The organism is Agrobacterium sp. 5Ca50, assembly GCF_055381905.1.
Genome location: NZ_AP026438.1, coordinates 2872654 through 2886725, shown reverse-complemented (window position 1 = coordinate 2886725; position 14072 = coordinate 2872654). Strand labels below are relative to the sequence as shown.

The 14072-nt window shown below is 57.2% G+C and carries 15 protein-coding genes; 7 read left to right on the top strand and 8 right to left on the bottom strand.

The window, feature by feature from the left end; translation table 11 throughout:
* Positions 1 to 79: 79 nt before the first annotated feature.
* The 6 genes from ACZ5FM_RS13935 to ACZ5FM_RS13910 all read right to left on the bottom strand — a co-directional run bounded on the left by ACZ5FM_RS13935 (position 80) and on the right by ACZ5FM_RS13910 (position 5798).
* Positions 80 to 1978, bottom strand: a complete 1899-nt coding sequence (locus tag ACZ5FM_RS13935; RefSeq protein WP_464038983.1) for a nitric oxide reductase activation protein NorD — start codon at positions 1976 to 1978, stop codon at positions 80 to 82.
* 110 nt (positions 1979 to 2088) lie between these two features.
* Positions 2089 to 2901, bottom strand: a complete 813-nt coding sequence (locus ACZ5FM_RS13930; RefSeq protein ID WP_250982359.1) for a CbbQ/NirQ/NorQ/GpvN family protein — start codon at positions 2899 to 2901, stop codon at positions 2089 to 2091.
* Positions 2902 to 2970: 69 nt separating this feature from the next.
* Entirely contained in the window at positions 2971 to 4317 is a 1347-nt protein-coding gene (locus tag ACZ5FM_RS13925) for a cbb3-type cytochrome c oxidase subunit I (protein ID WP_259141992.1), read from the bottom strand.
* Positions 4318 to 4340: 23 nt separating this feature from the next.
* The gene (locus ACZ5FM_RS13920) at positions 4341 to 4793 is read right to left on the bottom strand and encodes a c-type cytochrome (RefSeq protein WP_192487921.1); all 453 of its coding nucleotides are present in this window, start codon (positions 4791 to 4793) and stop codon (positions 4341 to 4343) included.
* 179 nt (positions 4794 to 4972) lie between these two features.
* On the bottom strand, positions 4973 to 5263 hold the full coding sequence (locus ACZ5FM_RS13915; protein ID WP_464038982.1) for a cytochrome C oxidase subunit IV family protein: 291 nt from the start codon (positions 5261 to 5263) through the stop codon (positions 4973 to 4975).
* Positions 5264 to 5267: 4 nt separating this feature from the next.
* Positions 5268 to 5798 (bottom strand): cytochrome c oxidase subunit 3, encoded by a 531-nt coding sequence (locus tag ACZ5FM_RS13910; protein ID WP_464040470.1) that lies wholly within the window; start codon positions 5796 to 5798, stop codon positions 5268 to 5270.
* A 139-nt stretch (positions 5799 to 5937) separates the two neighbouring features.
* On the opposite strand from ACZ5FM_RS13910, the gene ACZ5FM_RS13905 reads away from it, so the two are divergent.
* Both ACZ5FM_RS13905 and ACZ5FM_RS13900 read left to right on the top strand, forming a co-directional pair.
* Positions 5938 to 6093 (top strand): hypothetical protein, encoded by a 156-nt coding sequence (locus ACZ5FM_RS13905; protein WP_464038981.1) that lies wholly within the window; start codon positions 5938 to 5940, stop codon positions 6091 to 6093.
* 22 nt (positions 6094 to 6115) lie between these two features.
* A complete protein-coding gene (locus tag ACZ5FM_RS13900) occupies positions 6116 to 6793 on the top strand; it encodes an NnrU family protein (protein WP_464038979.1) in 678 nt (225 codons plus the stop codon).
* 10 nt (positions 6794 to 6803) lie between these two features.
* Here ACZ5FM_RS13900 and ACZ5FM_RS13895 read toward each other — a convergent pair whose 3' ends face one another.
* Both ACZ5FM_RS13895 and ACZ5FM_RS13890 read right to left on the bottom strand, forming a co-directional pair.
* Positions 6804 to 7388 (bottom strand): UbiX family flavin prenyltransferase, encoded by a 585-nt coding sequence (locus ACZ5FM_RS13895; protein ID WP_368077689.1) that lies wholly within the window; start codon positions 7386 to 7388, stop codon positions 6804 to 6806.
* Positions 7389 to 7390: 2 nt separating this feature from the next.
* On the bottom strand, positions 7391 to 8899 hold the full coding sequence (locus ACZ5FM_RS13890) for a UbiD family decarboxylase (RefSeq protein WP_464038978.1): 1509 nt from the start codon (positions 8897 to 8899) through the stop codon (positions 7391 to 7393).
* A 109-nt stretch (positions 8900 to 9008) separates the two neighbouring features.
* On the opposite strand from ACZ5FM_RS13890, the gene ubiT reads away from it, so the two are divergent.
* From ubiT to ACZ5FM_RS13865, 5 genes are all read left to right on the top strand, one after another.
* On the top strand, positions 9009 to 9521 hold the full coding sequence (gene ubiT, locus ACZ5FM_RS13885) for a ubiquinone anaerobic biosynthesis accessory factor UbiT (protein ID WP_259142025.1): 513 nt from the start codon (positions 9009 to 9011) through the stop codon (positions 9519 to 9521).
* The gene (gene ubiU, locus ACZ5FM_RS13880; protein WP_312945874.1) at positions 9512 to 10489 is read left to right on the top strand and encodes a ubiquinone anaerobic biosynthesis protein UbiU; all 978 of its coding nucleotides are present in this window, start codon (positions 9512 to 9514) and stop codon (positions 10487 to 10489) included. The genes ubiT and ubiU overlap by 10 nt, the downstream gene beginning before the upstream one ends.
* A gap of 4 nt (positions 10490 to 10493) precedes the next feature.
* Positions 10494 to 11426, top strand: a complete 933-nt coding sequence (gene ubiV / locus ACZ5FM_RS13875) for a ubiquinone anaerobic biosynthesis protein UbiV (protein WP_464038977.1) — start codon at positions 10494 to 10496, stop codon at positions 11424 to 11426.
* A complete protein-coding gene (locus tag ACZ5FM_RS13870) occupies positions 11426 to 11809 on the top strand; it encodes a hypothetical protein (RefSeq protein WP_464038976.1) in 384 nt (127 codons plus the stop codon). Before ubiV ends, ACZ5FM_RS13870 begins: the two co-directional genes overlap by 1 nt.
* 167 nt (positions 11810 to 11976) lie before the next feature.
* Positions 11977 to 14058 carry a TonB-dependent receptor family protein gene (locus tag ACZ5FM_RS13865; protein WP_464038975.1) on the top strand — a complete coding sequence of 694 codons (2082 nt, stop codon included), beginning with the start codon at positions 11977 to 11979 and terminating at the stop codon, positions 14056 to 14058.
* Positions 14059 to 14072: the final 14 nt, after the last annotated feature.

Here is a 14072-nt window from a genome sequence, read left to right as displayed (position 1 = left end):
ATTCTGCAAGGTAATGAAGACTGAAACAAAACAGCCCCGCTATTTGGCGGGGCTGTTATTTTGGTGGTATTTGCTGCGGTTAACCGGCCAAGCTGCGATAGATGGCGGGCAAGGCCGAGGGCAGTTTGGAAATCCTGTTGACGACGGCGTAGCCATTCTTGCCAAAGATCGCCGGAATGTAGGACTGGGCTTGCCTGTCCACCGTCACACCAAACACGTTGACGCCGGAGCGCCTTGCCTCGGTGATGGCCCGGCGGCTATCTTCGATGGCAAACCGGCCTTCATAGTGGTCAACGTCGTTGGGTTTGCCGTCGGTCAGCAGCAACAGCAACTTGCGTCTGTCAGGGCGCTTGCGCAACTCCGCAGCCGCATGGCGAACCGCAGGGCCAATACGGGTGTAATAGCCAGGTTTCAGTGCGGAAATGCGTCGCTCCACCTTGTCGCCCATTGGCTCGTCAAAATCTTTTACCGTTTCCACCCGCACCCATGAGCGACGACGGGAGGTGAATGTCAGAATGGAGTGGCTGTCGCCGCAGGCGGACAGTCCGTTTGCCAACACCAGCAGGGCTTCTTTCTCGACATCCAGGACGCGGCGGTTATCAAACCACGCATCAGTGGATAACGACACATCGACAAGAAGGGTGACTGCAAGATCATGAGCCTGCGGTCTGCTCATCATGTGAATGCGATCACTGCCTTGACCGCCGGCAGCCATGTCGCTTCGCACACGGACTACGGCATCCAAATCAAGATCGTTTCCGTCGATCTGGGCTTTGAGCATTTCATGGCGGGGACGCAGAACCTCGAATTGTCGTTTGACACGGCGGATCAAGCTCTTGGTTTGTTCATCGGCTTCTGGCGGCATTTCCGAACCGGCGGCCGCCGAGGCAAGCACGCGGCAATGGTTGGGTAGATAGGTGCCGCTGCGATAATCCCATTCCGGATAGGTCAGATCTGCCGTCAACGGGGTGCGATCCAGTGCTTCCGGTGGAAGGTCAAGATCGAAACGGAAGCGGGCGGATGGTCTGCCCTTGCGTTCGCCAAGCGTCATCTCGTCGAGCTCATCGGCAGCGCTGGCGTCATTATCGTCACTATCGTCGCCGGGGCGATCGACATTGACCATTTCAGCCATGGCCAGGATCTTTTCGAACCGGTTGAGAATGAACGGGCTGCGTTCGGTCTGGCGATTTTCCGCCTTTTCTCTGATCGCAATCTGCCGGGCGGTGGGTGCACCTTGGGGCTGAGCACCGCTGGCGGGCTGGTCTTCATTGTCGCGCGGTTCGGAGGCTTCGCGCAGCAGTGCCTCGGGCCAAAGGGGAACCGGCAGCATCGGCAGATAACCAGGCGGTGCCTTGTATGGGAACTGGAACGGCGCGACCGGCGCATGGTGTTCGGCACCATTTGCCAGCATCGCCAGAATACGGTTTTCAACCTGCTGCTCGACCTTGGGAAGTGATCTTTTCTGGCGCACGGCAAGGATGGCAGCACACAGGCGACGATAGCGATTTTTCATGCCGGGAAAGGCTTCCATGACATGGTCGGCCAACTTTGATGCCTGATCAAGCCGGGTGAGATCGTTCAGCAGCAAATCATCTGATGGCAACTGGTCGAGCGGGAGGCAAGCCATCGCCGCTGCAAGCCAGACATAGAGGTCACGGTTAAGTCCTTCGTCCGGGAACAGGTCGATGACTGGAGGCAACATCAACGTGGCGTGGTCACGGCCCGGCTGGGCCAACTTTTCCTCACCAAGTCCCATGCGTTGGCGCAAGCGCAAGCGGTGGGTGTACGTGCGGGCACGGGCCGGCGCGATCTGCACCGCCCGTTCACCACCGAAGCCGCGAAAGCACACAGCCAGCACCGTTTGCACATCGTCCAGTTTGACGGCATGTTCAGGAAAACGCAGCGATGTTGCCGTTCCGCCAATCAGGCGATGCCATGCACGGCCAACGGTTTCTTCCAGTTCCAGAAAATCCAGCATCGAACTATCCTTGCCGCATCGGTGCGAAATCCGGTTTCGAATTTCGCAATGACGATACGTAGCTTTAGTGTGTCGGGGGGCTTTTTGCGCCGTTGAAGACGCAAAGTGCCTTAGCGGATCATTGCGTCCGCGATCTCGAACAGAGCCGCCTTGACATCCTGCTCGTCGGTCAGCGGTTCAATCATGGCTGCGCGGACGGCGTCACGATTGCTCATGCCGGCATCGATCAGGCTTGCGCAATAGACGACGAGGCGGGTCGAGACACCTTCTTCAAGGTCATGGCCTTTCAGCGTGCGCAGACGCTGCGCCAGATTGACCAGCGGTTCGATGTCAGATTCATCAAGACCACTTTCCTTCGAAACAACTGCTATTTCCTGGTCCTTCGGCAGGAAGTCGAATTCAATGGCGACAAACCGCTGCCGGGTGCTGGGCTTCAGACTTTTCAGCAGGTTCTGGTAGCCGGGGTTATAGGACACTACCAGCATGAAGCCGGGAGGTGCGTCCAGCACTTCGCCGGTGCGTTCCAGCGGCAGAATACGCCGGTCATCCGTCAGAGGGTGCAGCACGACGGCGACATCCTTGCGGGCCTCAACAATTTCGTCGAGGTAGCAGACGCCGCCTTGACGAACCGCTCTGGTTAGTGGGCCATCCGTCCAGACCGTATCGCCACCTTTCAGCAGATAACGGCCGGTTAGATCGGCGGCAGCCAGATCGTCATGGCATGAGACGGTGGAGAGCGGCAGCCCGAGCTTGGCGGCCATATGGCTGACAAAGCGGGTTTTGCCGCAACCGGTTGGACCTTTCAGAAGCAGCGGCAGTTGCCGGGTCCATGCTCTTTCAAACAGCTGGCACTCATTGCCGGACGGGCTGTAGAAAGGAATTTCCGTGGTGGTCTTTGGTCCGTCCCTGAAGATCGTGTTCATGTTTTTCTCTCCATGAGATTCTGAAAAAGGGAAGCGCCGGCCCTTGGGGTTTAAGGGCCGGCGCGTTTCTCATTCGGCAGGCTGCACTGCACGGGTGACGTCACTCCGTCGTTCCTTGCCGGGCACCAGGACTGCCCAGGTGAACATGAGAGCCGAAATGAGAACTCCAGCGCCCGTCGCCAGGCGTATCCAGTAGAACAGCGACAGCTGTTCCTGCACGTCCATGTAATTGTCGCCGAGCACGCGCTGCAGGTGCACCTGGACAACACCAGCAAAGGTCAGGGCAAAGGTCATCAGGAACATGGCGGTGCACATGATCCAGCAGCTGGCCATTGACAGCATCTGGTTATACGGTGCGCGCTTGCGCATTTCCGGCATGGCATAGGCCATCATGGCGAGGTTCAGCATCACATAGGCACCAAAGAAGGCGAGGTGACCGTGCGCGGCGGTGATCTGCGTGCCGTGGGTGTAGTAGTTGACCCATGACAGCGTGTTGAGGAAACCCCAGACGCCAGCCCCGAAAAATGCCATGACCGAGCAACCGATCGACCACAACAGGGCGGCGCGGTTGTCGTGCTTGCGTCCGGCCTTCCAGGTCATCACGAAAGTAAAGATAACCATGGTGAAGAACGGTGCGACTTCCAGCGTCGAGAACAGTGAACCGATCCACTGCCAGTATCCGGGAGCGCCGATCCAGTAGAAGTGGTGGCCGGTGCCGAGAATGCCTGAGAACAGTGCCAGGCCGACGATGACATAGAGCCACTTCTCAACCACTTCACGGTCAATGCCGTTAAGCTTGATCATCAGGAAGGCCAGGATCGAGGCCATGATCAGTTCCCACACACCTTCGACCCAGAGATGGATGACGTACCACCAGTACATCTTGTCGAGTGCCAGGTTGACGGGGTTGTAGAAGGCAAACAGGAAGAAGATCGCCAAACCCCAAAGGCCAAATAGCAGGATGTTGATGACGGTGGTCTTGCGGCCTTTCAAAGCTGTCATGGTGATGTTGAACAGGAACATCAGCACGACGATGACAATGCCGACCTTGATGGCAAAGGGCTGTTCCAGGAACTCGCGCCCTTCATGGATGCGGAACAGGTAACCGACCACGGCAACAGCGGCGGCGACGAGGAACAGCCAGAACTGGATGATCGCCAGTTTCGGGCTGTAAAGCTCGGTTTCCGTCTCTTCCGGCAGCAGGTAATAAGTCGATCCCATGAAACCCATCAACAGCCAGACAACAAGGGCGTTGGTGTGGATCATGCGGACGATGTTAAAGGGTAAAAGCTCGGACAGCGTGTTGGGCAGCACGTAGATTGTCGCTGCAAACACACCGAATATGACCTGCGCAATGAACAGGCCAATGGCGCCATAGAAGTAAAGCATGGCGACTTTTTGCGTCTGGTATTTCATGTCTTCTCTCCTTGCCTCACATCTCACCCGGCATCATTCGGTGGCCAGTTCTGGGTCTTGATGCGACTTGCCCACTCAAGGAAGTCGACAAGGTCATCAAGTTCCTGATCGGTCAGGTTGAATTGGGGCATCTGACGTCTGCCTTCGATGCCGGTCGGCTGTGCGGCCATCCATCCCTTGATGGAATCGCGTGCGGACTCCTTGTCCTCAACGCCGCCGTAACGCTTCCAGACATTGCCAAGCTCTGGTGCGAAATAGGCACCTTCGCCGAGCAGAGTGTGACAGTTGATGCAGGAGTTTTTCTCCCAGACATGTTTGCCGCGGGCGACACTTGCCGTCAGCGTGCTTTCATCCGTAGAAACGGTGCGCATGTAATAATGGCTGTGGGCGGTAAGCCCGACGAAAATCGCAAAGAAGAATATGGAGCCGCCATAAAAGACGTTGCGCGCTCCTGTCTTGGTCAGGCGTTCTGCCATGCCATGGTCCTTTCCATTCCGGGGAACCGCCAGCGCGGACCGGCTTGATCGAACCCTTTTCCGGGGTGTTTGGCTGTTGGGCGGCGCACTGCGGTAGGGCTGGGACCTTTCTAGAGGCTGGGGCAGAACCGTCTTTGCCATTTGGCAAACAACAGGCACGCTATCGGCCCAGGTTGCGTTCAAAGATGGTAGACGCCCTGCAGAACAGCGCGCAGCAGTGCTGCTCCAGCAAAAAGTACAGGCCATGCCAGCAGGGCATTACGCAAAAGACCCGGCTCGCCGCCAAGGCCCAGAAACTCATCGATAATGCGTCGGGATTTTAACAGCGCAAACAGCAGAACCAGGCACGCCGCAGCAAGTGCAGGCATGTAACCGGCCTGTCTTGCCGTCACCACGGCCATGCCGGCCAGCACCAGAATGCTAAGAATGACAAAGGTTTTGCGCAGTTGTGAAGATGTACGATCAAGCATGGGTCTACACCAGATAGATAACGGGGAAAATGACGATCCAGACAAGATCGATGATGTGCCAGATAGTCGTGACGAGCGTGACGTTTTCATCTTTCGGTTTCACGGCAACGATCAGCAGCAGCCCTGCAACAAAGATGACGTGGAAAAGATGAAAGCCGGTGAGCATGAAATACAGCTCGTAAAAAGCGCCGTAGGCCGCATCTGATGCAAAGGCGATTTCGGTGCTGTATTCGTAGAGCTTCAATGCGGTGAAGACGAAACCCAGCAGGGCCGCCAAAATCAGCGCCCGCCTTCTTAGTTGCACCGAGCTATTGCGACGGGCGGCAATCGCCGCCTGCCAACCGCTACCCAACAGTACCAGTGTATTGAAGCCGGCAATTTGCGGCTGCAAATGGCCCCTTGCTGCGATAAATCCTTCTTCGTTCGGAGCAAAGGCGATCAGAAATGCCGCCAGCAATGCCCCGAACACAATCAACTCACTCCATACCAGAATCCACATCAGCAGATTGCCGTTTTCCTCGTCTTTTGCCGCCATGACCTCATCCATATTTGCCGAATAGCAAATCAGGCATAGGCGGGTGCACCATGTGCTTCTTTGCTGCCGATCAAAGAACGCCGTCAGTAAACGCTTATGGTCATGACAAAGCGCAATTACCATTTGATGGAGCAGAAGCATGAACGACGCTCAGGTCGGACTCATTGTCACAACGCCTATTATTATCGGCTTTTCTATCCTTCTTTACCGAATGGGGGTGTTACAGGGACCGGGCACCATTTCGGCCGTGCTGGCCTCTGCTGCCATAGCAACCGTGCTGTTTCTGGGGCAGTAAGAGAACAAGCGAGGATCCTGCCGTGATAGAACTTTTAGCCGCACTGGCATTGTTCGTTGCCCTGCATTCTATCCCTGCCGTGCCATCGGTGCGCGGCAAGCTGGTTGCGGCCATGGGCAGGCCCGCATATTTCGGTGTCTATTCTCTGGTGTCGCTGGCCGCCCTTGGCTGGGTTTTCCATGCGGCCCTGATGGTGGACTATATTCCTCTGTGGGACACCGCGCCCTGGCAAGCGCATGTGACATTTCTTGCTGCGCCACTTGGGGTGTTTTTTGTTCTTGCCGGCCTGTGCAGCGTCAACCCGCTGTCCATCTCGGTGCGGCAGGGAGAGAAGGCCGGGGCGATCGTCACCATTACCCGGCATCCGGTTTTATGGGGTTTTCTGTTCTGGTCAGCAGGGCATCTCGTTCCCAATGGTGACCTGCGGTCGCTGATCCTGTTTGGCGGTTTTGCCCTGTTTTCGCTCGGCGGAATTCCGATGATTGAAAAACGCGCCCGCAAGCGATTGGGATCTGGCTGGGGTGAGGCGACAGCCCGTACCTCATCCATTCCCTTTGCCGCCGTGCTATCCGGCAAGGTGCGGCCAGCCTTTGATGCACCATTGCTGGTTGCTGCCGCTTTGACGGGACTTATCACTTGGTGGTTGCTGGCTGGCGGTCACGCCGCACTCTTCGGTGCCGACCCGATGCTTTACATGTAATCGCAAGACGTCAGGAGGCCGCAATCACATGCGGCTCCCATGCTTTTGCCTGTGGCGACGCCGATAGGCCAAGCTGGTCGATTGCGCGGGCGGCAAGTTGATCGACAATATCAGCCACACTTTCCGGAAGATGGTAAAATGCAGGCACGGGCGGCATGATCATAGCGCCCATTTCGGTGGCCGCACACATGTTGCGCAAATGGCCTAGGTGCAGCGGTGTTTCCCGTGCCATCAAAATCAGTTTGCGGCGCTCTTTCAAATGCACATCTGCTGTCCTGACAATCAAATTGTCGGAAAAGCCATGGGCGATTGCCGCCAGTGTCCGCATGGAGCAGGGGGCAACAATCATGCCTGCCGTGTGGAAGGAACCGCTGGCGATAGCAGCGCCAATATCGGTGACCGGATGGTTGAAATGCGCCAACGCCGAAATTCGCTCTACGGCGGCCGCACCGACTTCATGCAGCAAGGTCTGGCGGGCAGAGGGCGAGATGACCAGATGGGTTTCTACGTCCCGCATGTCTGCAAGACGCTCAATGATGCGCACGGCAATGGCGGCGCCGGATGCACCGGTAATGCCAACAACGAGCCGGGATATGGTCATGGTTTTTCTCCCAATCCGAGCTCACTCCACATGACGTCGACTTTGGCAATCACATCTGGCGTCATCGACAGCACGCGGCCCCATTCCCGCTCTGTTTCACCGGGCAGTTTGCGGGTGGCATCCAGTCCCATCTTGCCGCCAAGACCGGCCTTGGGAGAGGCGAAATCGAGATAATCAATCGGTGTGTTGTCGATGATCGTCACATCGCGTGAGGCGTCAAAACGCGTGGAAAGTGCCCAGATGACATCCTCCCATTTGCGAACATTGATATCCGGGTCCACAGCGACGATCAGTTTGACGTAATTGAACTGCGGCAGCATGGACCATAGGCCCATCATGATGCGCTTGGCCTGACCGGGATATCGTTTGTCTATGGAAACGACCATGACGCGGTAGGAACAGGCTTCCGGCGGCATCCACAGATCTACGATCTCGGCAAACTGTCGTTTGACCAGTGGCAGGAAGATTTCCAGCATCGCCTCACCCAGAACCGAGGGTTCATCCGGCGGCCGGCCGGTATAGGTGGAGAGGTAGACCGGTTTTTGCCGCATGGTGATGGCCGACAGGGTCATGACGTGGAACGGCTCAACCGAATTGTAATAACCGGTGTGGTCGCCATAGGGACCTTCTGCTGCCGTCTCATTCGCCGAGACGGTTCCCTCCAGAATGATTTCCGCATTGGCGGGGACCGGCATCGGTACCGTCACTGCCTGCGCGATGCGGCTTCGCATGCCGCGCAGCAGGCCAGAAAAACCAAGCTCGCTCATATGTTCCGGCAGTGGCATGACGGCCGCCAGAATAAGGGCGGGATCGGCGCCGATCGCAACGGTAACCGGCATATCCTCTCCGCGATTTTGCCACATGCGGTGATGTCGTGCACCACCACGATGGGCAAGCCAGCGCATGATCAGCCTGTTGGGTCCGAGCACCTGCATGCGGTAAATCCCCACATTGATATCGCTTGGATCCTCCGGTGATCTTGTTATGACAAGCGGCCAGGTTATCAGTGGCGCAGGTTCTCCCGGCCAGCACCATTGCACGGGTAATTTTCCGAGGTCGACCTCATCACCCTGCAGAACAATGTCCTGCACCGGTGCGCGCGATACCTGTTTCAGGCGCATGGAAAACGCCGCCTGCAACATCGGCAATTTGTTCCATGCATCCTTGATGGAGTGTGGAGGGCGTGGCTCGCGCAGTTCGGCAAACCGCTCCGCCAGGGCTTTCAGGCCGCCGGTCTCAACCCCCAGGCCCCATTCTATCCGTTGCTGCGTACCGAACAGATTGGCCAGAAGCGGTATGTCATGCACCTTGCCGTCTGCGGCCACCGGCTTTTCAAACAGCAGGGCAGGCCCACCGTTTTGCAACACCCGGCGGTGAATTTCTGTCACCTCGTGCACCAGCGACACGGGCTGTTCAATGCGCTTCAACTCACCACGTTGTTCTAGCATGGCAAGGAAGTCGCGCAGATCACCGGCGCGGGTCGGCGTGGTTTTTTTATCCATCATGGGTTCTGTCTGGCGGCTGCAAATCATTCTGTCTTTGCGCTCGGTCAAACGGATTTGCGTCCGGTGCGGTTAGTTTGCCGCACACTGGTCCATAGAGTTAGAGACGCCCATGATGACTTTCCCCGCCACTCTTGCGAAACCGATGCGTTACCTGCCGCTGCCGATTGTGCAGCGCATGACCGCGCTGATGCTGACGCAAATCATGAAGCAACATGCCGATCTGTTTGGCCGCCTCGCGGAACATCGCAACAAACATTATGCGTTTCTGCCAAACGATCTGCCATTTGCTTTTGTGGTTCATCCGGCACGTTCGTCAATCATCGTCAGCCGTAAAAGCCGTTCCTTGAAAGCGGACGCTTCGGTCACGGGACCGCTGTTCATGCTGCTTGCTCTGATGGAGGGACGGCAAGACGCGGACGCACTGTTCTTCTCGCGTGATCTGACGGTCACCGGAGACATGGAGGCCATGCTGGCGCTCAGAAACGCGCTGGATGACAGCGGTGTAGATCTGCCAAACGATCTGGGCAGCATTGCCGGGCCGCTTGGTCCATGGGTGACCAAGGCTGCAAGCAACCTGCGTGGGCGCATCCTGTCTGAAGGCGGGGGTGCGGCATGGAACTGATCTGTCCTGCAGGAACACCCGCCGCCTTTCGTGAGGCCGTCGATGCGGGGGCTGATGCCGTGTATTGCGGTTTCCGTGACGAGACCAATGCCCGCAATTTTCCGGGTCTGAATTTTTCGCGTGAAGAACTGGCGGACGCGATTGTCTATGCCCGCAAACATGGCACACAGACCTTCGTGGCGCTCAACACCTTCATGCGAGCAGGCAGCGAGGAGATCTGGTACCGCGCCGCGGCCGATGCCGTAAGGGCCGGCGCCGATGCGCTAATTCTTGCCGATTTCGGTTTGATGGCCCACGTGGCGGAAACCTTCCCCGAGCAACGTATCCATGTGTCGGTACAAGCCTCCGCTTCCAATGCGGATGCCGTGAACTTCCTCGTCGATGCATTTGGGGCAAAACGAGTTGTGCTGCCACGAACCTTGACCATTCCGGATATTGCCCGTTTGGCACGGCAGATCCGCTGCGAAATTGAGATCTTTGTATTTGGCGGTCTGTGCGTCATGGCGGAAGGACGCTGTTCGCTCTCGTCCTATGCCACGGGAAAGTCACCGAACATGAATGGCGTTTGTTCTCCGGCCAGCCACGTGCGTTACCGGCAGGACGGCAAGGACCTGGTGTCGGAGCTTGGCGACTACACCATCAACCGTTTTCCGGATGGTGAGGCGGCGGGTTACCCGACCCTGTGCAAGGGCCGTTTCGATGTGGCCGATGACAAGGGGTATGCCTTTGAAGACCCGGTCTCACTTGATGTAATGGATCAGATTGACGCCCTGCGCGATGCCGGCGTGAGCGCGCTGAAAATCGAAGGCAGACAACGCGGCAAAGCCTATGTGGCCGAGGTTGTGTCCACCCTTCGCAAGGCACTGGATGCCAGCGCCGATGAACGCGGCAAACTTCTGTCGCGGCTCAGGCTTTTGAGTGAAGGCCAGCGCACCACGTCAGGCGCATACGAAAAACGCTGGAGATAATGGCATGTCACAAATACCAACGATGACGCTTGGGCCCGTTCTCTATTTGTGGGAAGGGGAAAAGTGGCGTGATTTTTATTTTCGCATCGCTGATGAGGCACCGGTTACCCAGGTCTTTCTGGGTGAAACCGTGTGTTCCAAACGGTTCCACTTTACCGAACCGCATCTGGCCGAGGTTATCGAACGGCTGGAAAATGCCGGCAAACAGATTGTGCTGTCGACCCTTGCCTTGGTGACGCTGGAGCGCGAAAGCCGCCATGTTCGTGGTCTGATTGCCGACAGCCCTTACCCTGTGGAAGCAAACGACCTTTCGGCCTTGGGCATGTTGCGCGGCACGCCGCATGTCATTGGTCCAATGGTCAATGTGTATAATGCTGCAACGGCGCGGCTGCTGGCCTCGCGTGGCGCCACCGCGATCTGTCTGCCGCCGGAGTTGCCGGTGGAATCGGTCAATCGCATTGTTGCTGACACGCCTGATGTTGAGTTTGAGGTATTTGCATTCGGCCGCATGCCGCTGGCCATTTCGGCGCGCTGTGCCCATGCCCGCTCCAAGGGCAACATCAAGGATAATTGCCAGTTCGTCTGCAAGGATGATCCGGATGGTCTGGCGGTCAAGACGCTTGATCAGCAGTCGTTTCTGGCGCTGAACGGTGTGCAGACGGTGTCACATACTTGCCAGTCGTTGCTGGGGGAATTGCATGATTTGGCGCAGGCGGGTGTTTCCCGTTTCCGTCTCTCGCCGCAGGACTGTGACATGGTGGCGGTTGCCAGGATTTATGATGATGTGCTGACTGGCCGGTGCGATGCCGATGATGGCATCGCGCAGATGCAGCGCATCTATCCCGGCGTGCCGCTTTCCAACGGCTTCCATCACGGACGTGAGGGCGCTGCATGGGTTGCCCGCGCTCGCAACACGGCGCATGGAGCAAACCTCTGATGATCAATACGCAAAACCCGGTTGAAAAAATGCAGCCGAGAACTCTAAGCGTGAGCGACATTCCCGACGCCATTCATCTGGTGCGCAGTGTGATCATGAAAAGTGCACTGGACTGTGAGTGTCGCGACAAGGTGGATGCGGCCCTGCAGCAGCTCGAGGCGTTTGAACAGCAGCGCAATCAGGCGAAACTATTGGCGATGGCGCGTGAGGAGCGCCGCAAGATCGGTATCCTCCTGGATATGCTGGGGGATTTTGCCGAGGATGACGAGATGGACAGCGGCATTATCGAAGCGGCCAGCCTGCTGTTTGCAGACATTGCTGCTGCCGCGCAGGAGGGCTCCCGAATTCTCAAGGAAATAACCTCTCCAGAAACATGCATTTGATTGTCATGTTTTCTCTGTTCTTTGTTCCAGAGCAAAGAGCGGGTACTTGCAAAATGTCATCTCCGGGACAGTAAAGTCTATCAAGGGATGAATGGCGTATGCGCTTGTTGGGGACTGGGTTATTTACGGTAACGGCATTGCTCGCCGCCGGGGTTTCGAGTGTTGCGTTGGCACAATCGGCGGCGCCAGGCTCTACGACAGTTTTGGACACCATAACGGTTGAAGGCAAAACATTGTCGGGCGTGGAGCAGGCGCGCAGACGTCTAAAGGCCATTCCGGGCGGGGTGTCCGCCATTCAGCCGCAGGCGGATGCCGGTCCAGCCGTGCCGACTTTGGCTCAAGCGCTGTCTTCCGCTCCCGGCGTTGTTGTTCAACGATTCTTCGGCGGCAATGACCAGCCGCGTATCCAGATCCGTGGCTCCGGTTTGCAGCAAAACCCGGTTGAACGCGGAATTCTGGTGCTGAAAGATGGCCTGCCAATCAACCGCGCCGATGGCTCTTATATTGTCGGCTTGGCCAATCCGGCGCAGGCCAGTCTTATTGAAGTCTACCGTGGTTACACAGCAAATCGCCTGGGTGCGAGTGTGCTGGGTGGGGCGATCAATTTCGCTTCGCCGGTCGAAAAGGGCACGACGATCTCCGCGGGCGGTGGCAGCTTTGGGCAGGCCGATGTTTCCGCAAGAACCGGTTTTGACGGCGAACGTTTCGGAGCCGGATTTTATGTCGATGTCAGCCGCCGTGACGGTTTCCGCGATTACAACGACTCCCGTCGGGTTAATGTCGGCGGCGTGGTGGAAGCCGAGCTTTCCGACATCGTGAAAACCCGTATCTTTGCCAACTATACAGATCTTGGTTTTGACGTGGCTGGACCGCTGAACAAGACCGCGATGGAGGCCAATCCGCAACAGGTTTCACCAGGTCCACCCACCAGTCAGGGACCCAATGTCATCCGCGACAAACCGCGTCGTGAAGCCAGCCAGTTCCTGATCGGCTCTCGTACATCAATCGAGCTGGAAGACCATCTGTTCGATATTGGTCTCGGTTACACCTACACCAAGGACATGTTCCGCTTTCCGGTTTCGAGTGGCGTAAGACGCACCGAAGGTGGCGATGTGACCGGCCTGTTGCGTTACGCCTATCAGCCGGATGCTTCTGCCCTGTTGCCGCTGTTTGAAACATCCGTGCAGTACACGGTCGGCTCGTCGGACCGCACCTACAATATCAATCGTGTCGGTGGTGATGGCCCGGCTTTCTCCATCAATGATCTTGATGCTTCGACGTTATCGTTGAATGCAGGACTGAACATTCCACTGTCCGATACGGTGACGCTGTCGCCTTCCTTGTCCTACACCTATGCAGCGCGTGACAGTGAAGATCTTTGGACGGCAGCGACCCGGCCACGTCTGGCCTATGGTGCTGGTGGTGGCGTCCTGTCGAGTGTAGCAGCTGTCGATACCAGCTATGAGCGCAGCTACAGCGGCTGGTCACCGGCCATTGCTGCCAGCTGGCGGCCAGATGAAAACAACATGCTGTTTGCCGCGTTGAGCCGCAGCTTTGAACCACCGACCCATGATGATCTTCTCGGCACCACCGGCGGCACACCAAACGCCTCGCCGACAGGCTTTTCGATACCTGATCTCGACGCGCAAACTGCAACAACGGTGGAGATGGGCTGGCGCGGTGAACGTGACCTGTGGACCTTCGATGCCACAGCCTATTATTCCTGGGTCGACAATGAGCTGTTGAGCCTGCGCGATAGCAGCGGTTCCCTACTGGCAGCCTTCAATGCCGACAACACGACCCATGCCGGTCTTGAACTTGGTGTGTCCGGCGAAATCATCGACGGGTTGACGGCGCGCGTGGGCTATGTGCTGCAGGACTTTCGGTTCCATGATGATCCGGTGCGTGGCAACAACCGACTGGCCGGCGCACCGCGCCATGTCGTCAATCTGGCCCTTCAATATGCGCTGACTGAGCAGTGGGACATTGGTGCAGCCTTGCAGTGGGTGCCCTCCAAAACCCCGGTCGATAACATGAATACGGTGTTTGCCGAACCTTACTCCGTTGTCGATGTGAAGAGCGAATATCGCATCAACGACACGCTGTCGGTCTATGGCTCAGTCACGAACGTCTTCGACAAGACCTATGCCTCCTCCACGCTCATTCTTGATCAGGCAAGCGCCGGTCAGGCGGTTTACCTGCCGGGTGATGGACGTGAGTTTTATGCCGGCATCAAGGCACGTTTCTAACGAAAGGACTGGAT